Source organism: Bradyrhizobium sp. CCGE-LA001 (assembly GCF_000296215.2).
GTDB lineage: Bacteria > Pseudomonadota > Alphaproteobacteria > Rhizobiales > Xanthobacteraceae > Bradyrhizobium.
The window spans coordinates 2416875-2438246 of the sequence record NZ_CP013949.1; the positions used below are offsets into that span (position 1 = coordinate 2416875).

General features: G+C 64.5%; 21 protein-coding genes. 14 read left to right on the forward strand and 7 right to left on the reverse strand.

Features of this window, described 5'->3' with window-relative positions; translation table 11 throughout:
• Positions 1 to 37: 37 nt before the first annotated feature.
• Together BCCGELA001_RS11380 and BCCGELA001_RS11385 are read right to left on the reverse strand one after the other, a co-directional pair.
• Positions 38 to 265, reverse strand: coding sequence for a hypothetical protein (locus BCCGELA001_RS11380; RefSeq protein WP_008551476.1), 228 nt, complete (start codon positions 263 to 265; stop codon positions 38 to 40).
• 8 nt (positions 266 to 273) lie between these two features.
• Positions 274 to 2061 (reverse strand): thiamine pyrophosphate-requiring protein, encoded by a 1788-nt coding sequence (locus tag BCCGELA001_RS11385; RefSeq protein WP_060737610.1) that lies wholly within the window; start codon positions 2059 to 2061, stop codon positions 274 to 276.
• A gap of 144 nt (positions 2062 to 2205) precedes the next feature.
• On the opposite strand from BCCGELA001_RS11385, the gene BCCGELA001_RS11390 reads away from it, so the two are divergent.
• From BCCGELA001_RS11390 to BCCGELA001_RS11400, 4 genes are all read left to right on the forward strand, one after another.
• A complete protein-coding gene (locus BCCGELA001_RS11390; RefSeq protein WP_060737611.1) occupies positions 2206 to 2580 on the forward strand; it encodes a PRC-barrel domain-containing protein in 375 nt (124 codons plus the stop codon).
• A 15-nt stretch (positions 2581 to 2595) separates the two neighbouring features.
• Complete coding sequence (locus BCCGELA001_RS38300) at positions 2596 to 2754, forward strand: hypothetical protein (RefSeq protein WP_008551460.1); 159 nt, start codon at positions 2596 to 2598, stop codon at positions 2752 to 2754.
• A 190-nt stretch (positions 2755 to 2944) separates the two neighbouring features.
• Entirely contained in the window at positions 2945 to 4099 is a 1155-nt protein-coding gene (locus BCCGELA001_RS11395) for an HlyD family secretion protein (RefSeq protein ID WP_060735318.1), read from the forward strand.
• The gene (locus BCCGELA001_RS11400) at positions 4096 to 5715 is read left to right on the forward strand and encodes a DHA2 family efflux MFS transporter permease subunit (protein ID WP_060735319.1); all 1620 of its coding nucleotides are present in this window, start codon (positions 4096 to 4098) and stop codon (positions 5713 to 5715) included. Before BCCGELA001_RS11395 ends, BCCGELA001_RS11400 begins: the two co-directional genes overlap by 4 nt.
• 154 nt (positions 5716 to 5869) lie before the next feature.
• On the opposite strand, the gene BCCGELA001_RS11405 is transcribed toward BCCGELA001_RS11400, so the two are convergent.
• On the reverse strand, positions 5870 to 6334 hold the full coding sequence (locus BCCGELA001_RS11405; RefSeq protein ID WP_008551446.1) for a winged helix-turn-helix transcriptional regulator: 465 nt from the start codon (positions 6332 to 6334) through the stop codon (positions 5870 to 5872).
• 175 nt (positions 6335 to 6509) lie between these two features.
• On the opposite strand from BCCGELA001_RS11405, the gene BCCGELA001_RS11410 reads away from it, so the two are divergent.
• The 5 genes from BCCGELA001_RS11410 to BCCGELA001_RS11430 all read left to right on the forward strand — a co-directional run bounded on the left by BCCGELA001_RS11410 (position 6510) and on the right by BCCGELA001_RS11430 (position 11635).
• On the forward strand, positions 6510 to 7247 hold the full coding sequence (locus BCCGELA001_RS11410) for an SDR family oxidoreductase (protein ID WP_060735320.1): 738 nt from the start codon (positions 6510 to 6512) through the stop codon (positions 7245 to 7247).
• 64 nt (positions 7248 to 7311) lie between these two features.
• A complete protein-coding gene (locus tag BCCGELA001_RS11415) occupies positions 7312 to 8313 on the forward strand; it encodes an NAD(P)H-dependent flavin oxidoreductase (protein WP_060735321.1) in 1002 nt (333 codons plus the stop codon).
• Positions 8314 to 8420: 107 nt separating this feature from the next.
• Complete coding sequence (locus tag BCCGELA001_RS11420; protein WP_060735322.1) at positions 8421 to 8840, forward strand: hypothetical protein; 420 nt, start codon at positions 8421 to 8423, stop codon at positions 8838 to 8840.
• A gap of 113 nt (positions 8841 to 8953) precedes the next feature.
• Positions 8954 to 10519 carry an alkaline phosphatase D family protein gene (locus BCCGELA001_RS11425; protein ID WP_060735323.1) on the forward strand — a complete coding sequence of 522 codons (1566 nt, stop codon included), beginning with the start codon at positions 8954 to 8956 and terminating at the stop codon, positions 10517 to 10519.
• A 297-nt stretch (positions 10520 to 10816) separates the two neighbouring features.
• A complete protein-coding gene (locus tag BCCGELA001_RS11430) occupies positions 10817 to 11635 on the forward strand; it encodes an aldo/keto reductase (protein WP_060735324.1) in 819 nt (272 codons plus the stop codon).
• Between the two features lie 59 nt (positions 11636 to 11694).
• Here the strand turns inward: BCCGELA001_RS11430 and BCCGELA001_RS11435 are convergent, their stop codons facing one another.
• Together BCCGELA001_RS11435 and BCCGELA001_RS11440 are read right to left on the reverse strand one after the other, a co-directional pair.
• Complete coding sequence (locus tag BCCGELA001_RS11435) at positions 11695 to 11931, reverse strand: hypothetical protein (protein ID WP_008551423.1); 237 nt, start codon at positions 11929 to 11931, stop codon at positions 11695 to 11697.
• 174 nt (positions 11932 to 12105) lie between these two features.
• Positions 12106 to 12558, reverse strand: a complete 453-nt coding sequence (locus BCCGELA001_RS11440) for a hypothetical protein (RefSeq protein WP_060735325.1) — start codon at positions 12556 to 12558, stop codon at positions 12106 to 12108.
• Between the two features lie 159 nt (positions 12559 to 12717).
• On the opposite strand from BCCGELA001_RS11440, the gene BCCGELA001_RS11445 reads away from it, so the two are divergent.
• Positions 12718 to 12990, forward strand: coding sequence for a helix-turn-helix domain-containing protein (locus BCCGELA001_RS11445; RefSeq protein WP_008551420.1), 273 nt, complete (start codon positions 12718 to 12720; stop codon positions 12988 to 12990).
• Between the two features lie 84 nt (positions 12991 to 13074).
• On the opposite strand, the gene BCCGELA001_RS11450 is transcribed toward BCCGELA001_RS11445, so the two are convergent.
• The gene (locus BCCGELA001_RS11450) at positions 13075 to 14307 is read right to left on the reverse strand and encodes an aminotransferase-like domain-containing protein (RefSeq protein WP_060735326.1); all 1233 of its coding nucleotides are present in this window, start codon (positions 14305 to 14307) and stop codon (positions 13075 to 13077) included.
• A 545-nt stretch (positions 14308 to 14852) separates the two neighbouring features.
• Here BCCGELA001_RS11450 and BCCGELA001_RS11455 point away from each other — a divergent pair.
• The 4 genes from BCCGELA001_RS11455 (at position 14853) to BCCGELA001_RS11470 (ending at position 20301) form a co-directional block, all read left to right on the forward strand.
• A complete protein-coding gene (locus BCCGELA001_RS11455) occupies positions 14853 to 16583 on the forward strand; it encodes a cation:proton antiporter (protein WP_060735327.1) in 1731 nt (576 codons plus the stop codon).
• A gap of 189 nt (positions 16584 to 16772) precedes the next feature.
• Positions 16773 to 17849: a 3,4-dihydroxy-2-butanone-4-phosphate synthase gene (ribB, locus tag BCCGELA001_RS11460; RefSeq protein ID WP_060735328.1), complete on the forward strand. Its 1077-nt coding sequence runs from the start codon at positions 16773 to 16775 to the stop codon at positions 17847 to 17849.
• Between the two features lie 138 nt (positions 17850 to 17987).
• Positions 17988 to 19202, forward strand: coding sequence for an acyl-CoA dehydrogenase (locus BCCGELA001_RS11465; protein ID WP_060735329.1), 1215 nt, complete (start codon positions 17988 to 17990; stop codon positions 19200 to 19202).
• Between the two features lie 181 nt (positions 19203 to 19383).
• Positions 19384 to 20301 (forward strand): MBL fold metallo-hydrolase, encoded by a 918-nt coding sequence (locus tag BCCGELA001_RS11470; RefSeq protein WP_060735330.1) that lies wholly within the window; start codon positions 19384 to 19386, stop codon positions 20299 to 20301.
• A 68-nt stretch (positions 20302 to 20369) separates the two neighbouring features.
• Here BCCGELA001_RS11470 and BCCGELA001_RS11475 read toward each other — a convergent pair whose 3' ends face one another.
• On the reverse strand, positions 20370 to 21224 hold the full coding sequence (locus BCCGELA001_RS11475) for a DUF1499 domain-containing protein (RefSeq protein ID WP_060735331.1): 855 nt from the start codon (positions 21222 to 21224) through the stop codon (positions 20370 to 20372).
• Positions 21225 to 21372 lie beyond the last annotated feature (148 nt).

A 21372-nucleotide genomic window follows, 5' to 3' on the forward strand; every position in this document is an offset into this window, starting at 1 on the left:
CCGATCAACACCCTGCAAAGGCCGAGGTTCCTAACGGCTAATCCGTGGGATTGCGTCCCGTTCGCGGATTGATGGGATCGGTCGGCTTGCGTCGAAGCCGCTCGGGCAGGAACGGCTCGGCCGGCACGGCGGTGGCGTCGGCGCGCACGTCGGCATGGCGCTGCGCCCGCTCATGCGGCGTGCGGTTGTCGTTAATCTGACGCTTGACGTCGAGCCCTCCGACCGGATCGTTGACGCCGTGCTGGATATCGCGGAAGTCGCTCATGGGTCACCTCATTGCTTACCGGGCATGATCGATTCGAACACCTGCCGCGCTGCTCCCTTGATCATCCCGCTTTCGTTGGGATCGCCCTTCAGCAGCGCGAGCGAGAAATTCTTCGCCTGCTGCAGCGTGATATGCGGCGGCAGCGGCGGCACCTCCGGATCGGTCTTCACTTCCAGCACGACGGGCATCTCGCTCGCCAGCGCCTGTTCCCAGGCCGAGCCGAGCAGCTTTGGGCTGTCGACGAAGATGCCGCGCAGGCCGATCAGCTCGGCGAAGCGCGAATAGGAAACATCGGGAATGCGCTGCGAGGCCTCGAACTTGGGATCGCCGTTGATGATGCGTTGCTCCCAGGTGACCTGGTTGAGGTCTTCGTTGTTGAAGACGCAGACGACGAAGCGCGGATCCCGCCACGAGCGCCAGTATTTCGCGGCCGTGATCAGCTCGGCCATGTTGTTCATCTGCATGGCGCCGTCGCCGACCAGCGCGATCACCGGCCGGTCCGGATGGGCATATTTGGCGGCGAGTGCGTAAGGCACCGCAGCGCCCATCGAGGCGAGGCCCCCCGAGAGTGACGCCGTCATGCCGCGGCGCATCTTCAGGTCGCGCGCGAACCAGTTGGCACAGGAGCCGGAATCGCTGGTGATGATCGCGCGGTCGGGCAGGCGCGGGGACAATTCCCAGGCGACGAGCTGCGGATTGACGGGCGCAGCCGGCTGATGCGCGCGGTCGTCCAGCGTCGTCCACCATTTTGCGACATCGTCCTCGATGCCCTTGCGCCAGGCGCCGTCGCTCTTCGCCGCGAGTCGCGGTAACAGCGCGCGCAATGTTTCGGCGGCATCGCCGACGAGGCCGACCTCCATGGGAAAGCGGATCGACATCATGCTGGCGTCGATGTCGATCTGCACACCGCGCGCTGCGCCTTCCTTGGGCAGGAATTCCGCATAGGGAAAGGCGGAGCCGACCATCAGCAGCGTGTCGCACTCCATCATCATGTTGTAGCTGGGCTCGGTGCCGAGCAGGCCGATTGAGCCGGTGACCCAGGGCAGGTCGTCGGGCAGCGCGGCCTTGCCGAGCAGCGCCTTGGCGCAGCCGGCCGACAGCCGGTCGGCGACCGCGATGACTTCGTCGGTGGCGCCAAGCGCGCCGGCGCCGACGAGCATCGCAACCTTCTTGCCGGCATTGAGGACGTCGGCCGCGCGGTCGAGATCGGCGTCGCGGGGCATGATTCTGGGCACGCTATAGCCGATGCCGGAATGCAGCGTGCCGTGAGCGCGGGGCGGGTCCTCGTAGGTCTCTTCCTGCAGGTCGTTGGGCAGGATGATCACGGTCGGGGTCCGCCGCGCCAGCGCGATCCGGACCGAGCGGTCGATCAGGTGTCGCACTTGCGCAGGCGAGGAGGCCTGCATGACATAGGCGCCGGCGACGTCCTTGAACATCGAGAGAAGATCAAGTTCCTGCTGATAATGGCCGCCCAGCGCATTGCGAGCCTGCTGGCCGACGATCGCCAGCACCGGTTGGTGATCGAGCAATGCATCATAGAGACCAGTGACGAGATGCGAGGCACCTGGACCGGAGGTCGCGATGCAGACGCCGAGCTGCCCTGAGAATTTCGCGTAGGCGGTCGCCATGAACGCCGCCATCTCCTCATGCCGTGCCTGGACGAAGCCGATCTTGCCTTCGGCCCGGTTCATGGCGCCGAACACGCCGTTGATGCCGTCTCCGGGGTAGCCGAAGATATGACGCACGCCCCATTGATGCAGGCGCTGAACGATGAAGTCGGAGACGGTCTGGGACATGCGGGCGGCTCTCTTGGTTGCGGCCTCGTTAGCCTCAGAGAACCGGTTGTCTGTGGCGATGTTCCCAAGCTCTTGCGGAACACGCGCCGGAACGATCACTCACCCCTTGCGGTTGATTCACAAATGGCTGAGTGGAGAATGACGATGCTGAATCAGGGCGAACTGGACCGCAACGAGATGGGCCGGCTGATCGGAAGCGACAAGGTCGAAGGAACAGCCGTCTACGGCGCCGATCGGAACAAGATCGGCTCGATCGAACGGGTCATGATTGACAAGATCAGCGGCAAGGTCTCTTACGCGGTGCTTGGTTTCGGCGGCTTTCTCGGCCTCGGCAATGATCACTATCCATTGCCCTGGCAGTCGCTGAGATACGACACCGAACTCGGCGGCTACGTTACTGCGATTACCGCCAAGGATCTGGAAGGTGCGCCAAAATACGGCGAGAAGACCGAGTGGAACTGGGGCGACGATGCCGCCGTCCGCGGGATCAATGCCTATTACGGTGTCCCCTTCGCCTAACGAAAGGACGATCCGATGAGCAAGGAACGACCCACTGACGATCCCCGACAGCAGAGCGACTGGGGTTCGCACAGGCAAACGGACAAGCCCTGGAAGGGCAATCCAGAGAAGGAACAGGGCTCGGACGAGGTGAAACCCGATCTCGAGAAGTGGCACGAGACCAAGACGCACTGAAGTGCGCTCCTTTAAACGATATCATGGAGAAGCGCGGCGCCGGTGCCGCGCTTCTTTTTTGCGCACCGCGTTCACGAAAGGCAGAGGCGCTTGAGCACCAGGGAACCATGGTTCTGCACTGCGGTTGGGCTCCCGGTGCGCAAGCACGTTCAAGTTGCTTGCTGCCGTCAGCCCGAGAATAGGTGCCACCGTGGATGCTCAAACCCGGGAGCGTAGGCCGTCTGTGGAGCAGCCGCAGAAGGCGAAGGAAGCTCCGACATTCAATCCCGATCAGGTTCTCCACGGCGAAGATAAGGCGGACAAGCCGACGCCGTCGTTGCGCGACCGGCTCCGCGAGCATTGGCTGCTTGCGACCGTCGGCGTCCTTGTGCTGATTGCGGCGCTCGCCGGCGCTTTGCTTTATTGGCTTGATGTTCGGCACTACGAGTCCACCGATGACGCCTTCGTTGCCGCGCGCAGCTTTTCGGTCGCCTCCAAGGTCGGCGGCTACGTGACCGATATCCCTGTCACCGACAATCAGCACGTCAAGGCCGGCGATCTCCTGGCCAAGATCGACGAGCGCGACTACCGGATCGCGATCGAGCAGGCCGACGCGCAGGTCGCGGTCTCCAAGGCGAATATCGACAATGTCGAGGCGCAGATCGTCTCCCAGGAGGAGCAGATCAAGCAGGCCCAAGCCCAGCTCGAGCAGGCGCAAGCCCAGCTTCAGTTCGCGCAGGAGGAGTTCAAGCGCGCCGAAGAGCTGGTCGAGAAAGGCGCCGGCACCGTGCAGCGCCAGCAGCAGACCCGGTCCGATCTCCAGGCGCAGCAGGCCAACACGGAGCGCGCGAAGACTGCGGTCACCGCAGCCCAACTCGGCATCAAGACGCTGCAAGCGCAGCGCGAAGGCGCCAAGGCGCAGCTCGCGCAATCGCAGGCGCAGCTCGACCAGGCCAGGCTGAACCTGCAATACACCAACGTCGTCGCGGCGCAGTCCGGCCGCGTGGTCAAGCTCTCGGGCGCCAAAGGCACGTTCGTCACGGCCGGTCAGAGCCTGATGATGTTCGTGCCCGACGAGGTCTGGATCGTCGCCAATTACAAGGAAACCCAGCTGAGCGACATGCGGCCGGGCCAGCCGGTCGAGATTCGCATCGATGCCTATCCCGGCCGCAAGCTGACCGGCCACGTCGAGTCCGTGCAGCCCGGCTCGGGCACGGCCTTCAGCCTGCTGCCGGCCGAGAATGCCACGGGCAATTACGTCAAGGTGGTGCAGCGCGTGCCGGTGAAGATCGTGGTCGACAATTGGCCGCCCGATCTGCCCGTTGGTCCCGGCATGTCGGTCGTGCCCTGGACCAGGGTGCGATGACGGATGCCACGCAAGGCGGCGCGTCCGCCGGCGGATGGTCGCCGGAGCGGTCGGCCGCGGGCGGGCACAATCCCTATCTGATCGCCTTCGTGGTCTCGATCGCGACCTTCATGGAGGTGCTCGACACTACCATCGCCAACGTCGCATTGCGCCACATCGCTGGCAGCCTCGCGGTTGGCATCGACGAGAGCACCTACGTCATCACCAGCTATCTCGTCGCCAACGCCATCGTGCTGTCGATCTCGGGCTGGCTGTCGACGGTGATCGGCCGCAAGCGCTTCTACATGATCTGCGTTGCGACCTTCACGCTGGCCTCGCTGCTCTGCGGCTTCGCCTGGAATCTGGAATCGCTCGTGCTGTTCCGCATTCTTCAGGGCCTCGGTGGCGGCGGCATGGCGACTAGCGAGCAGGCGATCCTTGCCGATTCCTTTCCGCCGCATAAGCGCGGCCAGGCTTTCGCCATCTACGGCGTGGCCGTCGTGGTCGCGCCGGTGATCGGCCCGACGCTCGGCGGCTGGATCACCGACACCTACACCTGGCACTGGGTGTTCCTGATCAACGTCCCCATGGGATTGCTGTCGCTGTTCCTGGTCGGCTCGCTGGTCAAGGAACCATCTGGTGCGGAGGAGGAGAGGCAGAAGCTGCTCAGCAAGGGCCTGCGTGTCGACTATGTCGGCTTCGCTCTCGTCGCGATCGGGCTCGGCTCGCTCGAATTCGTGCTCGATGAAGGCCAGCGCAAGGACTGGTTCGGATCGAACATGATCGTCGTCTTCGCGGTGCTTGCGGCCGTGTCGCTGCTCGCGCTGATCCCGTGGGAATTGTCGCGCAAGGATCCCATCGTGGATCTTCGCCTGCTCGGCCGGCGTCAGTTCGCCGCCTGTTTCCTGGTCATGCTCGCCACCGGCGCGGTGCTGATCTCGACCACCCAGCTTCTGCCGCAGTTGCTCCAGACCGAGCTGAACTACACGGCCATGCTGGCCGGACTTGCGCTGTCGCCGGGCGGTATCGCAACGTTGGTGCTGATGCCGGTGGTGGGGCGCCTCGTCAGCACGGTACAGCCGAAATACCTCATCATGTTCGGCGCCGCGATCGTCGCCTTCTCGATGTGGCATCTCACTGGACTCACGGGCGATATCACCTACGGCTACGCGGCGCTGTCGCGCATCTTCCTCGCGTTCGGTCTTCCCTTCCTGTTCCTGCCGGTGACGACCGCCTCCTATGACGGCATCCCGCCCGACAAGACCAACCAGGCCTCGGCGCTGATCAATGTCGCCCGCAACATCGGGGGTTCGATGGGTGTCGTGCTGGCGCAGACCATGCTGGCGCAACGCCAGCAATTTCACCAGAGCAGGCTGGTCGAGCACGCCGCGCCGTCCGATCTCGGCTACCAGCAGACCATCGACGCGATGACGCGTTACTTCCAGGCGCAGGGCTCGAACGCAAGCGACGCCGCCGCGCAGGCGGTGGCCTGGGTCGGCAAGACCTTGCAGCGGCAGGTCGACCTGCTCGCCTATATCGATGTGTTCTGGACGCTCGCGATCGTCGCGCTGCTGATGATTCCCACCGCAGCCGTGCTGCGCCGGATCGATCTGAGCGCGCCGGCGCGCGGTCATTGAGGTTGCCGCTGCCGTCATTGCGAGCGCAGCGACTTGTCCGCTGAAGCCTTTGGCAAAGGCGGAAGCAATCCAGGCTGTCTCGGCGGAAGGATTCTGGATTGCTTCGTCGCAAGGGCTCCTCGCAATGACGGTTAGTGAGGTTCGCCTGCCTCCCTCACCCGACCGCCTCGCGTCGCCCCGGTCCCGCATGCACATGTACCTGCTTCGCATGCAGCACCTCGCCGCATTCCGAGCACACCATCACGGGGTCGAACAGCTTGCCGCAAGTCTTGTGCTCGTGCAGCATCGGGCGGCCGCGCTCGTCGCCCATATGGGCGTCGCCCCAATGCACCATCGCCATGATGATCGGGTAGAGGTCGAGGCCCTTCTGGGTGAGGATGTATTCGTAGCGCTTGGGCGCATCGGAATAGGGCACGCGGCGCAGGATGCCGAAACGGACCAGCTTCTTCAGCCGCTCCGAGAGCAGGTGCCGGGTGATCTGGAGGGAGGACTGGAACGCCTCGAACCGCCGCACGCGCAAGAAGCACTCGCGCAGGATCAGCAGGGTCCAGCGGTCGCCGATCACCGCGATGGTGCGAGCAAGCGAGCAGGTTTCTTCGTCCAGCGTGTCCCATTTCATGTGCGGTCTCCGCGGGCAATCAGTCTGAAAAAAGAACTGACTTGAAGGGTCAGGACAATTCGTCATGGAAGCTAACATTTACCCATGGGGTTTGACAGTTCTATTTTAGAACTATAGCCTTCGGGGCACTGCGCGCTTGCCACGCCCACGGCGCGGCTCATCGGAGGAGGCGACTTTGCCCAAGCGAAACGCCACTGCGGCCGTCATCGGGGCCGGAGATTTCATCGGCTCGGAGATCGCCAAGAAGTTCGCCGGCGAAGGCTTTACCGTCTTCGCCGGCCGTCGCAATGGCGACAAGCTCGCGCCGCTGGTGAAGGATATCGAAGCTGCCGGTGGTGAGATCCATGCGCGCTCGCTCGATGCGCGCAAAGAGGACGAAGTCATTGCCTTCCTCGATGATGCCGACAAGCACGCGCCGCTGGATGTCTGCATCTTCAACGTCGGCGCCAACGTCAATTTCCCGATCCTCGACACCACCGAGCGCGTGTTCCGGAAGGTATGGGAGATGGCCTGCTATTCCGGCTTCCTGGCGGGCCGCGAAGCGGCGCGGCTGATGCTGCCGCACGGCGGCGGCAACATCTTCTTCACCGGCGCCACCGCGTCCTTGCGCGGCGGCAGCGGCTTTGCCGCTTTCGCCAGCGCCAAGTTCGGCCTGCGTGCGGTGGCCCAGGCGATGGCGCGCGAGCTCGGGCCCAAGAACATCCACGTCGCTCACCTCATCATCGATTCCGGCGTCGACACCGAATGGGTGCGCCAGCGCCGGCTTGAGGCGCTCGGGCCGAATGCGCTGGACAATCCCGATCTCCTGATGCCGCCATCCTCGGTCGCCGACGCCTATTGGCAGCTCTACCAGCAGCCGAAGAGCGCCTGGACCTTCGAGATGGAGATCCGCCCGTTCGGAGAGAAATGGTGACCACGGCACGCGACTACGGTTAGACTGGACCCGACATCAAACGAGGCTTTGGGAGGAAACCGACGTGAAGACTGCGATCACCGAACTGTTCGGCATCGAGCATCCGATCATCCAGGGCGGCATGCATTTCGTCGGCTTTGCCGAGCTGGCGGCGGCCGTCTCCAATGCCGGCGGGCTCGGCATCATCACCGGTCTCACGCAGAAGACGCCGGAATTGCTCGCGAAGGAAATCGCGCGCTGCCGCGACATGACCGACAAGCCGTTCGGTGTGAATCTCACCTTCCTGCCGACCTTCGCTGCGCCGCCTTACCCGGAATACATCGCGGCCATCGTCGAGGGCGGCATCAAGGCGGTGGAGACTGCGGGCCGCAGCCCGGAAGCCTACATGCCGGCGCTGAAGGCCGCGGGCATCAAGGTGATCCACAAATGCACCTCGGTCCGTCATTCGCTGAAGGCCGAACGCATCGGCTGCGATGCCGTCAGCGTCGACGGCTTCGAGTGCGGCGGTCATCCTGGCGAGGACGACATACCCAACATGATCCTGCTGCCGCGAGCAGCGGAGGAACTGAGGATCCCGTTCGTTGCCTCGGGCGGCATGGCCGACGGGCGCAGCCTCGTCGCCGCGCTGTCGCTGGGCGCCGCCGGCATGAACATGGGCACGCGCTTCATCGCCACCAAGGAAGCGCCGGTGCATCAGAACGTCAAGAACGCGCTGGTCGCGGCCACCGAACTCGACACGCGCCTCATCATGCGGGCGCTGCGCAATACCGAGCGCGTCCTGAAGAACGCCAATGTCGATCGCCTCATCGAGATCGAGCGCGAGAAGGGCGCCAGCCTGAAGATCGACGACATTCACGATCAGGTCGCCGGCGTCTATCCCAAGATCATGCTGGACGGCCAGATGGACGCGGGGGCCTGGAGCTGCGGCATGGTCGCCGGCCTCATCCACGACATCCCCTCCTGCAAGGAACTCGTCGACCGCATCATGGCCGAGGCCGAGCAGATCATCCGCAGCCGCCTGATGGGGTTCCTGGATGAGACGGGGGCGACGCGAAAGGTCGCGTGACACCGCCAAACTTCTTAACCACGGCGGCATTCACCGCTGGAATTGCGCGCGATGCCTCCTAGATAGGGGTAAATTACCCCTTTCATGATCAATTTCAGGAGGCGTCCGTGGTCCTGAAAAGTGCTTCTTTTGCAATTGCGGTTGTCCTGGTGCTCGCAGGAGCCGGCCTCGCGCGCGCCGACGACTACAAGCCGGGCGAATATCTCGGTCTCGATCTCTCCAAGGCGGTGCTGTCGCCGAAGCGGCTCGGGCCGGAGACGCAATTCGCGCCGGTGGCTATGGAGGCGCGGGGCGGCAACGAGGCGCAGGCACGCGCCGAGCCGATCGACGTGCCGAAGAAGGTTGCAGCCGAACGCGTGCGCGTGCCGGAGCCGAAGGTTGCTCATACCAAGAGCAGCCAGCCGCGTGGCGCAGCCCGCACCAGGCTATCGCATCGCCACGGCAATCCGCTCGACGCACAGGCGATGGACACGCGCATCCAGACCTGGCCCTGCCGCTCCGGCGGCATCTGCAACTGGAAGCGCTAGCTCATAGCCATCATCCCCGCGTCGCAAAACCTTAGGCGCGGAGTAAAGAAACCGTAAGCCGGGAGTCAAGGAGCGCAGGCACCTTCCGTCGTGATTCGACGAAGGTCTCCTGAATGGCATCGCCCCGCGCCCCGCGCGCATGGACCCGGCGACAGTTCCTGGTCCGCTCCGCCTCCAGCCTCGCCATCGCTTCGCTCGCGAAGCCCTCCATTAGCCGCGCGGCGGATCGCCCGCAGATCGCAGGGGGCATCCAGTCCGGCGATGTCTCCGACGGCTCCGCCGTGATCTGGGCGCGCGCTGATCGGCCCGCGCGGATGCAGGTGGAATGTTCGACCGTCGAGAGTTTCAACACCATCATCGCGTCGGTCTCGCGCGATGCGCTGCCTGACGCCGACTTCACGGCAAAGCTTCTGCTGAACGATCTGCCGCCCGGTCAGGACATCTTCTATCGCGTTCGCTTCGACGACATCGCAACCGGCGTCGCCGGCGAAAGCCGCGTCGGACATTTCCGCACCGCGCCGGCAACTGGCCAGTCGATCTCGTTCCTGTGGTCCGGCGACACCGCGGGGCAGGGGTGGGGCATCGACGTCTCGCGCGGCGGCTATCGCAGCTATCGCACCATGCGCGACAACCGTCCGGACTTCTTCATCCACTCCGGCGATCACATCTACGCCGACTGCACGATACCTGCCGAACAGAAGCTGCCGAACGGCGAGACCTGGCGCAACCTCGTTACCGAGGAGAAATCCGAGGTCGCGCAGACGCTGGCGCAGTTCCGCGGCAATTACAAATACAACCATCTCGACGAACATTTTCGCGCCTTCCATGCGGAGGTGCCGATGTTCGCGCAGTGGGACGATCACGAGGTCACCAACGACTGGTCGCCGACCGGCAGCTACGATGCCGCCGGTTATGAGGACGACGGCACGCCGCTCTTGGTCGCGCGCGCCCGCCGCGCCTTCTTCGACTTCATGCCGATCCGCGACATCGCCGCGCGGCAGGGCCGGGTCTATCGCAAGATCGCTTACGGCCCGCTGCTCGACGTGTTCATGATCGACATGCGCAGCTATCGCGATGGCACATGGAACAAGGGCGGCGACCATCGCGGCTGGATCCTCGGCGCCGAGCAGCTCGCCTGGCTCAAGCGCGAGCTTGCCGCCTCGCGCGCGACCTGGAAGGTGATCGCGGCCGACTTGCCGATCGGCCTCATCAGCCTGGACGCCGTTGCGCTCGGCAACGGGCTGCCCGACCGGCGCGAGCACGAGATCGCCGACCTGCTCGGCTCCATCAAGCGCGCCGGCATTCGCAACATCGTCTGGCTCACGGCCGACATGCACTACACTGCCGCGCATTACTACGATCCCAACAAGGCGCAATTCCAGGATTTCGAGCCGTTCTGGGAGTTCGTCTCCGGCCCGCTCCACGCCGGCACCTGGGGCCCCGGCGAGCTCGATGACACCTTCGGCCCGGTCGCGATGTATCAGCACGGCTGCAGGGCCGAGCAGGGCGAGAACCTGGCGCCCTGCTTCGGCTTGCAGTTCTTCGGCCGTGTCGACATCGACGGCGCGTCCGGGGTGATGACGGTGACCTTGAAGGACGTCGACAACCGCGACCTCTGGTCGGTCGATATCGTGCCGCAGCCGCAGCCGCGCCCGGCCGTGGTGGCACAGCATTCGTGAGATCGGGAAGTTCTCTCGGTATCGTCATGGCCGGGCTTGACCCGGCCATCCACGACTTGCCGCACGGCACGAAGAACGTGGATGCCCGGGCCTTCGCCACGCCGAAGCGGCTTCGGCCGCGCAGGCGGGACAAGCCCAGGCATGACGGGCGGGAGTTCCTAACCCGATCTTGATTGGCCCCGCCGCGCCTTCCACGCTACCATCGCTGCTCCCGCCACTTCTTTTCCATCACCGAAGAGTCTGTCGCCGCGGCCTCACCGCGCCTCTGGCGGGATGAATGATGTCAGGAGCTGTTTCATGGACCATCTGAAGACACAGGGCATCAGCATGCCCAAGCTCGGCCTCGGCACTTTCCGCATGCAGGGCGATGCCTGCCGTGCCGCGGTCGAGAGCGCGCTCGCGCTCGGCTATCGTCATATCGACACCGCCGAGATGTACGCCAATGAGGAGCCGATCGGCTCGGCCATCGCCGCCTCGCGCGTGCCGCGCGGCGAGCTCCACGTCACCACCAAGGTCTGGCACGAGAATCTCGGCCCGGATGCGATCCGGCGCGCCTTCGATGCCAGCCTGAACAAGCTCCGGCTCGACCATGTCGACCTCTATCTCGTGCACTGGCCCTCGACATCCGCGAACTGGGGTGCGGTGTTCGAAACTCTGATGAAGTTGAAGCAGGAAGGGCGCACGCGAGCCATCGGTGTCGCCAATTTCACCACGGCGCTACTCAAGATCGCGGTCGAGGAGATCAAGGCGCCGATCGTCTGCAATCAGGTCGAATATCACGCCATGCTCGATCAGTCGAAGCTGCTGGCTTATCTCGAGGCCAAGTCGATCCCGCTGGTTGCCTATTGTCCGCTGGCGCAAGGACGTTTCGCGACCGATCCGGTGCTGGCTGAAATCGGTAGCAGGCACGACGCGACCGCAGCGCAGGTCGCGCTGAAATGGCTGCTCGACCAGGACGGCGTTGCTGCGATCCCGAAGGCGTCGCGCCGCGACAGCCAAAAGGCCAATCTCGATGCGCTGAAGATCACGCTCGACGACGCCGACCGCAACAAGATCGCCGCGCTGGCAAAGGACAAGCGCTGCGTCAATCCAGGCTTCGCGCCGGTGTGGGACTAGAGCCAGACACGCAAGGAAAATGGCCCCGCGAGGGGCCATCTCTGTTGTTGCGTTGCGCATTAGTCCCAGTGGTGATGGCGGTGGCTGCGCTTGATCACGACCACGCGGTCACCGCGATGGTGGCGATGCCAGCCATGGTCGCGATGCCGGCGGAATTCAGCGCGGGCGCCGTACGGGCCGTGATGATGATGGTGATAGCCGCCGCGCTTGATCACCACTGTCTCCGCACTTGCCACCGACGGCGCCGCGATCACAAGCGCACCCAGAGCCGCAACCACATAACCAAGCTTCTTCATGATGTCCTTCCTCCAATCGAATGCACATCTAAACCGCGCATGCATGCGAACGTTCCGGAGGAACGGGAAGAGAATTCTGAACGGATGTTCAGCTGGCATGATCCGGACCCGAAGGGCCGCGTCAGCGCAAACTGCGCAGCGGCTTTCCGATGAGATCATGCAAAAAAATGAGGATCAATCGCAGCGTTGCTGCGCCGGCGTCGGCGCGCCGGTTGCAACGAATATGCCGTCCCTGATCGTGTACTCGCCGCGCTCGCTGCGATTGTAGACTGCGCGCAAGCTGCCGTCCTTCTGCAACAATAGCCCGAATTCGCGCGTCTGATGCAGCGAAGGAAAGAACACCATCACATTGAGCAGACCTTCGGCGTTGACCGTGGCGGAGACGACCTCGCTCTCGTCTTTGGTATCGCCGAAATGACGCCGATACATGACCCGGCCGTCCTTCCTGGTCTCGTAAGTCAGGAGCGCGCCCTTGTCCCGGTCGGGCCGGGCCGCGCAGTCGACTGCCCAGGAGCCGAGCAGGCCCCATTGCTCGACGGTCGCAGCCAATGTTTCGGCGCGCGCCGTGGACGCGAGTGCGACCCACAGCAGCAAAGCCGCGGTCCAGCGGCTCAAACAACCCGTCATATCCTGGTAAGCCCCGCCTCGAAGAATTCCAAAGTGTAGCATCCCCCGCAGGGTCGTCCACGCCGACTGCCGATCGCGCGCGAATTTGATCCGCGTCAAATGAGGCGGGCCCCATCCAGGCTAGGATGCGCTTCCCCAAGGCGAAGCGTGGATGGACCAATGCTGAATCAAGTCATGGATTTTGTGGGCGAAGTGCTCCCGGGGAGCTGCGCGGTGCCGCCTTATTCCGAAACCGCGTTTCTGGCCGAGCTGGGCGATCGCCTGCGGTCCTCGCGTACGCGCTGCGAGCTGTCGCGCCGCGAGCTCGCCCGCCGCTCCGGGATTTCCGAGCGCTACATCGCCCAGATCGAGGTGGGCAAGGGCAACGTCTCGATCGTCCTGTTGTTGCGTCTGGCCGCCGCGATCCACCGCAGCCAGCCCCAGGCGGCCTGATCGGGCATGATCCGGACCCGAAGGGCCGCGTCAGCGCAAAGTGTGAAGCGGTTTTCCGGCAAGATCATGCCCAAGCTATAAGCATCAGGCCGGCTTCTCGACGTTGGCGCTGCGGGCGGGCACGCCGAACTCCTTGCGGCAGATGTCCGCCAGCACCGCGATTCCCTCGCGGATCTGTTGATGCGTCGGGCTTGCAAAGCACAGCCGCAGCCGCGAGCTGGAGTGGCTCTTGTTGGTCGACCATTCAGATCCCGGATTGATCGAGACGCCGGCGGCGAGCGCGGCCTGATAGAGCTTCAGCGTATCGACCTGGTCGGGCAGCTTCACCCAGAGGAAGATTCCGCCCTTGGGCTCCTCGAACTCGGCCGCCGTCCCGAATTGCTCGTTGAGCGCTTCCATCAACGTGTCGAGCTTGGTGCGCAGCGCCTTGGTCAGGGCCGGCACATGGGCCGAGAAATGCGGCTTGCAATAGGTGGCCAGCACCATCTGCTCCAGCGCCCCGGAGCCGGCATCCGTCTTCAGCGCCAGCATCCGCGACATCACTTCCCAGGGCGCCACGACGAAGCCGACGCGCAGCGCCGGCGCGATCGACTTCGAGAACGAGCCAATATGGATGACGCCGCCGTTTTGGCTCATCGCGTAGATCGCGGGCGGCCGCTGCCCCGACCAGACGAGATCGGCATAGCAATCGTCCTCGAAGATGGGCACGCCGTATTCGGATGACAGGCGGAGCAGCTCGGCGCGTCGGCTCTCCGGCATGATGCTGCCGGTGGGATTCTGCACGGTCGGAATGGTGTAGATGTATTTCGGCCGGATGCCGCGGCTTTTCAGGTCGGCGAGCGTCGAGGCCAGCACGTCCATGCGCATGCCGTCCTCATCGAGCGGGATGCCCACCACGTTGACGCCGAGCCGCGCCAGGCGCGTCAGCGAGCCCTGGTAGCTCTCCTGCTCGAAGATCACGGTGTCGCCGCGCGCCAGCAATGCGGCATTGACGAGGTCGAGCGCCTGGAGCGAGCCAGACACGATCATGAGATCGTCGACCGTGCAATTGATGCCGGCATCGCGCTTGAGTTTCGTCACGAGGAATTCGCGCAAGGGGAGGTAACCCTGCGGACCATGCGCGAGCCCGTAAGTGGCGAGTGAGCGGCCCTCGCGTTGCAGCACCAGGTTGGTCGCCTCGATCAGGCCCTCCAGCGGGACTTGTTCGGAATCGTTGTTGCCGCCGACGAAGCTGTATTTTGCAAGGCCCGTCCAGCGCGCAGAAGGGGCCGGCAGCCCCGCCGGAAACAGGGGCGCGAAATCGAAGCTGGACGTCATGGGCATTCCTCGTTTTGTTCTTGTTGAGCAGCCGGCGCTGCACCGGCTGGCCGCGTCAGTTCTTGCTGGCCGTCCGGGGCGGACGGGGCTGATGAAAGGGTAATGTGCATTGCCGACGCCGCCAAGCATCAAGGCTTGAGCAAGGGGCTGGCAATCTCGCTCTCCCCGGACCCTTCAGATAGCTCTCGACCTGCTTGCCTGCGGTGTCGAAATAGGCGATGCGTTGGACCACCAGCGGGTCTCGGAGGCGTTGTGCACGCTCAGCATCGCCGAGACGTCGACGCCGGCTTGCCTGGCCCATCGCGACGCTGGAATCGGCGGGTACAGAGACCCGCCGGGGACGGAGAGGGCCCCTCTTCGATGGCGTGGGAGCGAATCGGCAAGGTTTTGTTCGATACTGACCTCAGATTGCGCGGCGGCGCGCAACGGCAAAGGCGAAGGGATCGAGCAGCCTGGCTGCGAAGAGCCCGTCCGCATGTGACGAATTGCTCGCTTGCCGCACCGCAACCCGTCTCTAGGGTGCGGCAAAAACGGACCAATTTGGCATGCACGAGCTCATTCACGACATCACTCTCTGTATTCTGTTTGCCTGGATGTTGGGCCTGCTCGCCCATTTCTCCCGGCAACCTCTGATTCTGGCCTACCTTGTCGCCGGCTTCTGCATAGGTCCATTCGGCGCCGGCTGGGTCCATTCCCAGGAATCGATCGGGGTCATTTCCGAGCTCGGCCTGATCTTCATGCTGTTCATGATCGGCCTCGAGATCGACCTGAAGAAGATCGTGCGGGCAGGGCGGGTGATCCTGTTCGCGGCGGGCGGCCAGTTGCTCGGCGGCTGCCTGCTCGGGGTGCTTTTCTTCGTCGGCATCGGCCTGTCGCTCGGTGGCGGGCATTTCGATGCGGTCTATCTCTGCGTCGCCTGCGCGCTCTCCAGCACCGTCATCATCGTCAAGGTGCTCTATGAGAAGCGCGAGCTCGATACGCTGCCGGGCCGCATCACCCTCGGCGTGCTGGTGCTCCAGGACATCTTCGCCATCCTGTTCCTGGCGGTGCAACCGAGCCTTGCCAATCTACAGGTCAGCGTCATCCTGCTCTCGGTCGGCCGCGTCGCGGTTCTGGTCACCGCCGCGCTGCTGGTCAGCCGCTATGTGCTGCCGCGCGTGTTTCACCAGATCGCCCGCCGCCCCGAGCTGATCCTGCTCGGCGCGCTGGCCTGGTGCTTCCTGGTCGCCGAGACCGCGTATCAGCTGTCGCTGTCGCGCGAGATGGGCGCGCTGATCGCCGGCGTCTCGCTCTCGACCTTCCCCTATGCGCTCGACGTCACCGCCAAGGTCACCACGCTCCGCGACTTCTTCATCACGCTGTTCTTCGTCGCGCTCGGCATGACCATTCCCATCCCCGGCCTCTCCGTGATCTGGCTCGCGCTGATGATCGCGGCCTTCACGGTCGTGAGCCGCCTCGTCACCACCTTCACGCCGCTCTATTTGATGAAGCAGGGGCTGCGCGCGAGCTTGTTGCCGGCTCTGAACCTCGCACAGATCTCCGAATTCTCACTGGTGGTGATCCAGACCGGTGTCACCGACCGCCACATCGCAGCGGAAACGGCGAACGCGGCCTCCTTCGCCTTCGTGGTGCTGGCCGTGCTCTCGACCTTCGTGATGACCCGCAGCGACGAGATTACCCGCTGGGCGATCGGTCCCTTGAAGCGGATCGGCCTTCGCGACCTCGATCACGGCAACGGCCAAGGCGAGGAGGGGCATGAGGGCGGCCATGGCGAGGCCCGCCGCATCGTCATCCTCGGCTTTTTCCGTGCGGCAAGCGCACTTCTCGCCGAGATCGAGCGGCAGGCCCCGGTGCTGCTGGAGCAGATCACCGTGGTCGACTTCAACCCCAATGTGTACCAGACCTTGCTCTCGCGCGGCCTGCACGTGATCTATGGCGACATCAGCAATGTCGACACGCTGCTCCATGCCGGCATCGGTAAGTCCGAGATGATCATTCTCAGCGTGCCGGATTCGCTGCTGAAGGGCGCCACCAACGAGAAGCTGGTCCGTCACGTCCGCGCGCTCAATCCCACCGCCCTGATCGTGGCGACGGCCGACCTCCTGGCCGATGTCGACGAGCTCTATGAGGCTGGCGCCAGCTATGTCACGGTGACCCGGGTCAGCGATGCCCATGAGCTGTTCACGGTGATCGAAGCGGCCCAGGCCGGCCTTTTGGCCGACAAACGCGCCGAGCTCGATCAGCGTCTCGGCGAGCGGCGCGAAGTGCTGCCCTGACCGGTCGGGCTGCTGCTTCCTCTCCGGCGCCGGGCGCCTATATCCCTGGTATCTTCGGTGCAAGGGTGGACCATCCCGGCAGGCTGCCCTCCAGCATGAGTGGTTGCGCTGGAAAGACTAGCGCCCCGGCCCAAGTCCGGCTAAGGCGTCCGGCTAAGCCTCGCGGCCATCATCGATAGAGATTGGGAAATGCCCGATAGCGTTCAGGAAGTCTTGCAGTCCTTTGCCAGGGGCGAGCTCGTGGTCGTCACTGACGACGACGATCGCGAGGGCGAGGGCGATCTGATCGTCGCCGCCTCGCTCTGCACCGCCGAGAAGATGGCGTTCATCATCCGCCACACCTCCGGCATCGTCTGCGCCCCCGTGACCACGGAGGACGCGCGCCGCCTGCGGCTCGATCCGATGGTCGCCCACAACGATTCCGCACACACCACCGCGTTCACGGTGTCGATCGATTACAAGCCCGACGGCGGCACCGGTATCTCGGCCGAGGAACGCGCCTCCTGCTGCCGCGCGCTGTCCAATCCCAATGTCGGCGCCAACGATTTCGCCCGGCCCGGCCACATCTTCCCGCTGATCGCCAAGGACGGCGGCGTGCTGCTGCGCTCCGGCCATACCGAGGCTGCCGTGGACCTCTGCAAGCTCTCGGGCCTGCCTCCGGTCGGCGTCATCAGCGAGCTCATGAACGACGATGGCAGCGTGATGAAGGGGGAGCAGGTCTCCCGCTTCGCCGCCCAGCACAAGCTCAAGCACGTCACCATCGCGGACATGATCGCCTACCGTCAGGCGCGCGAGAAGCTGATCGAGCGGGTCTCGACCTTCGTGACCGAGAGCCCGATCGGCCCCTTGCAGGGCTATGCCTATCGTTCGCCGTTCGATTCCATCGCCCATGTCGCTTTCGTCTACAACGGCGTCGGTGACGGCAAGAACGTGCTGACGCGCTTCCACAAGCCCAACATCGTCAAGGATACCTTTACCGGCCACAAGCGCATGGCGGCGGTGCTCGAGCACTTCAAGAAGTCCGGCCGTGGCGTATTGGTTTACTTGCGCGACGGCGCAGCCGGTGTCCCCGTGTCACCGCTGCCCGACGAGAGCGCGACCGAGGCGGACCGCAACCGGCAGTGGCGCGAGGTCGGTGTCGGCGCGCAGATCCTGCGCGATCTCGGCGTCACCTCGATCCGGCATCTCACCTCCTCGGTGCATGACTACAAAGGCCTGTCCGGCTTCGGCATCGAGATCGTCGCCAACGAGCAGCTGGAAAGCTAGCGCTGTCATCCTGGGCCGCACGACGCGCGTCCGTGGAGCCACGCAGGTCCATCGATCTGCAATGCAATTGCACTTGTTGCCGCGGCGCTTTAATTTGTCGGGCAATTTATGACGGAACCAGACGCGAAAGGACGTTTCATGAGCGTGCGCCCTCAGGCCAAGGACAAGCCGGCTGCGGCTTCTTTCCAATGGGACGATCCGTTCCTGCTCGACGAGCAACTCACCGAAGACGAGCGCATGGTGCGCGACACCGCTCGCGCCTATGCCCAGGACAAGCTGCTGCCGCGCGTCTCCAAGGCTTATCTCGAAGAGACGACCGACCGCGAGATCTTCAACGAGATGGGTGAGCTCGGCCTGATCGGCATCACGCTGCCGGAGGAATATGGCTGCGCCAATGCGAGCTATGTCGCCTATGGTCTCGTCGCGCGCGAGATCGAGCGCGTCGATTCCGGCTACCGCTCGATGAATTCGGTGCAGTCCTCGCTGGTGATGTATCCGATCTACGCCTATGGCGACGAGAACCAGCGCAAGAAGTACCTGCCGAAGCTCGCCAGCGGCGAGTGGGTCGGCTGCTTCGGCCTGACCGAGCCCGATGCCGGCTCCGATCCGGCCGGCATGAAGACCCGCGCGGAGAAGGTGGCGGATGGCTATCGCCTCACCGGCAGCAAGATGTGGATCTCGAACGCGCCGATCGCCGACGTGTTCGTGGTCTGGGCCAAGTCGGCCGCGCACGACAACCAGATCCGCGGCTTCGTGCTGGAGAAGGGCATGAAAGGCCTCTCCGCGCCGAAGATCGGCGGCAAGCTCTCGCTTCGCGCCTCCATCACCGGCGAGGTCGTGATGGACGGTGTCGTGGTTCCCGAGGATGCGCTACTGCCCAACGTCTCCGGCCTCAAGGGTCCGTTCGGTTGTCTCAACCGCGCCCGCTACGGCATCTCCTGGGGTGCGCTGGGCGCCGCCGAGGACTGCATGCATCGCGCCCGTCAGTACACGCTCGATCGCAAGCAGTTCGGCAAGCCGCTCGCGGCCACCCAGCTGGTGCAGAAGAAGCTCGCCGACATGGAGACCGAAATCGCGCTCGGCCTGCAGGGTAGCTTGCGCGTCGGTCGCCTGATGGACGAGGGCAAGTTCGCGCCCGAGATGATCTCGATCATGAAGCGCAACAATTGCGGCAAGGCGCTCGACATCGCCCGCACCGCCCGCGACATGCACGGCGGCAACGGCATCTCGATCGAGTACCATGTGATGCGCCACGTCCATAATCTCGAGACGGTCAACACCTACGAGGGCACCCACGACGTCCATGCCCTGATCCTGGGCCGCGCGATCACGGGCATTCAGGCGTTTTTCTGACCGCGTTCCGTGGTTGTCGTCTTGCTCGGTGTCATCGCCCGCCCCGTGCGCAATTGCGCACTAGGGCGGGCGATCCAGTATCCCAGAGACCTCGCCTTTGCCACCGGCGCCACGGCGTACTGGATACCCCGCCTTCGCGGGGTATGACGGCGGGGGGGTGGAGTAATGCACAGGAAGTCTCATGTCCGACAACGACGACGTCCCGTTCAACCGCAACTTTCCGCTGAAGCCTGGAATCGTCGAGGAAGTCCGCCCCGGCGTGCGCCGCGTGCTCTGTAACAATCCGAGCCCGTTCACCTTCACCGGCACGGTCAGCTACATCGTCGGCACCGGCAATGTCGCGATCATCGATCCCGGCCCGGACGACGCGGCGCATGCGGCAGCGCTGCTCGATGCCGTGCGCGGCGAGACGGTGAGCCACATCTTCGTCACCCACACCCACCGCGACCATTCGCCGAACGCAGCGCGGATCAAGCAGGCGACCGGTGCGCCCGTTTATGCCGAAGGCCCCCACCGCGCCTCGCGCCCGCGCTTCGAAAGCGAGAAGCACAATCCGGAATCCGGCTCTGATCGCGATTTCGTCCCCGACATCAGGATCGCCCATGGCGACGTCGTGGAAGGCGACGGCTGGCGGCTCGAGGCGGTGGCGACGCCCGGCCACACCGCCAATCATCTGGCGTTTGCCTGGCCCGAGCAGAAGTTCAACTTCGTCGGCGATCACGTGATGGGCTGGTCGACCTCGATCGTCGCACCGCCCGACGGCTCGATGATCGACTATATGGACTCGCTGGACCGCCTCGCCGCGCGTGAGGAAGATCTGTACTTCTCCGGCCATGGCCCCGAGATTCCGGATGGACCGCGCTTCGTGCGCTTCCTGATCCGTCATCGCAAGGCGCGCGAGGCCTCGATCCTGCATCGTCTCGGCAAGGGCGAGACCGATATCCCGACGATGGTGCGCGCGATCTATATCGGCATCGATCCCCGGCTGACGACGGCGGCCGGCTATTCCGTGCTGGCGCACCTCGAAGATCTGGTCGCCCGCGGCGTGGTGGCGACAGACGGCGATCCCGTGATCGGCGGGACGTATCGGATGGCCTAGGGGCGAATGGCGAGTGGCGAGTGGGGAGTAGCGGATGAGAGTGGCTTCCATTCGCTATTCGCTACTCGCTATTTCTTCACCGTCTTCGCCGGGGCCTTGGGCGGAGCGACCGGCGTCTTCTTCACCGGCTTCAGCGCATCGGCATCGGCGGCGGTGTTGAGGTCATCGATGAACTTCTTGACGCGGGCGGCGTTGCTGCCGAGGTCGCTTTCGAAATAGCGGGAGGCCGAGCGGATATCGACGCGGGAATCATCGCCGTCGGGCACGACGCGGATCGAGACGTCCTCGCGGAAGCCCATGATCGGCGTGCGTGCTACCGCCTCGATGCGGCCGATCCGGCGCGGCGGCTGCGGGGCGCGCTCGTCGATGACGAGCCATTTGCGCTTGTTGACGAGCTGGCGCGCGATCGCATAGGCGCGGTCGACCGGAAGCTCCAGCTCGATCGGCTCGATGTCGGGATAGAACTGGCGCTGCTGCTCGGCCGAATAGAGGCCGGCATAGACCGCGGTGTTGGTGCCGTCGCCGGTGCGGACGGGCGCCAGCGCGTCGAAGCGCGGCGGGTCGATCGGATTGGTGGTGATGTCGTAGATCGCCGGCAGCTTGCGATATTGCAGGGCGAGATAGCCGGGATAGGCGAGGATCATCCCGTCGATCAGGAAAGCGAGCAGGATGCGCCCCATACCGCGCGAGCCGTTCTGCCAGATCGCGGCAAAGCCGGCGAGCCCGAACAGGATCGACAGACCGGCGATCGCCAGGCCGCCGAAGAAGGTCATCAGCGCCGGCTTCATCTCCAGGAAGTCGAAGCGAACGATGATGATCGAGACCACCACCGCCACCACCGCGAACACGGCCAGATTGCGCGCCCAGTTCGCGAGGCTGGACACGGGCTCCGATTGGTAGGGAGCGGAAAACCTGCGGGCCATCGGGACGAACTCTGCCGGGGTTTCGGAGGCGGTGCCGGCCGATCCGGCGCGACGATGGGCCGTTGAGACCACGCCCCGGGGGCAAATTCAAGAGTTCCGCAGGCGCTCTCGTCGTCATGGCCGGGCTTGTCCCGGCCATCCACGTCTA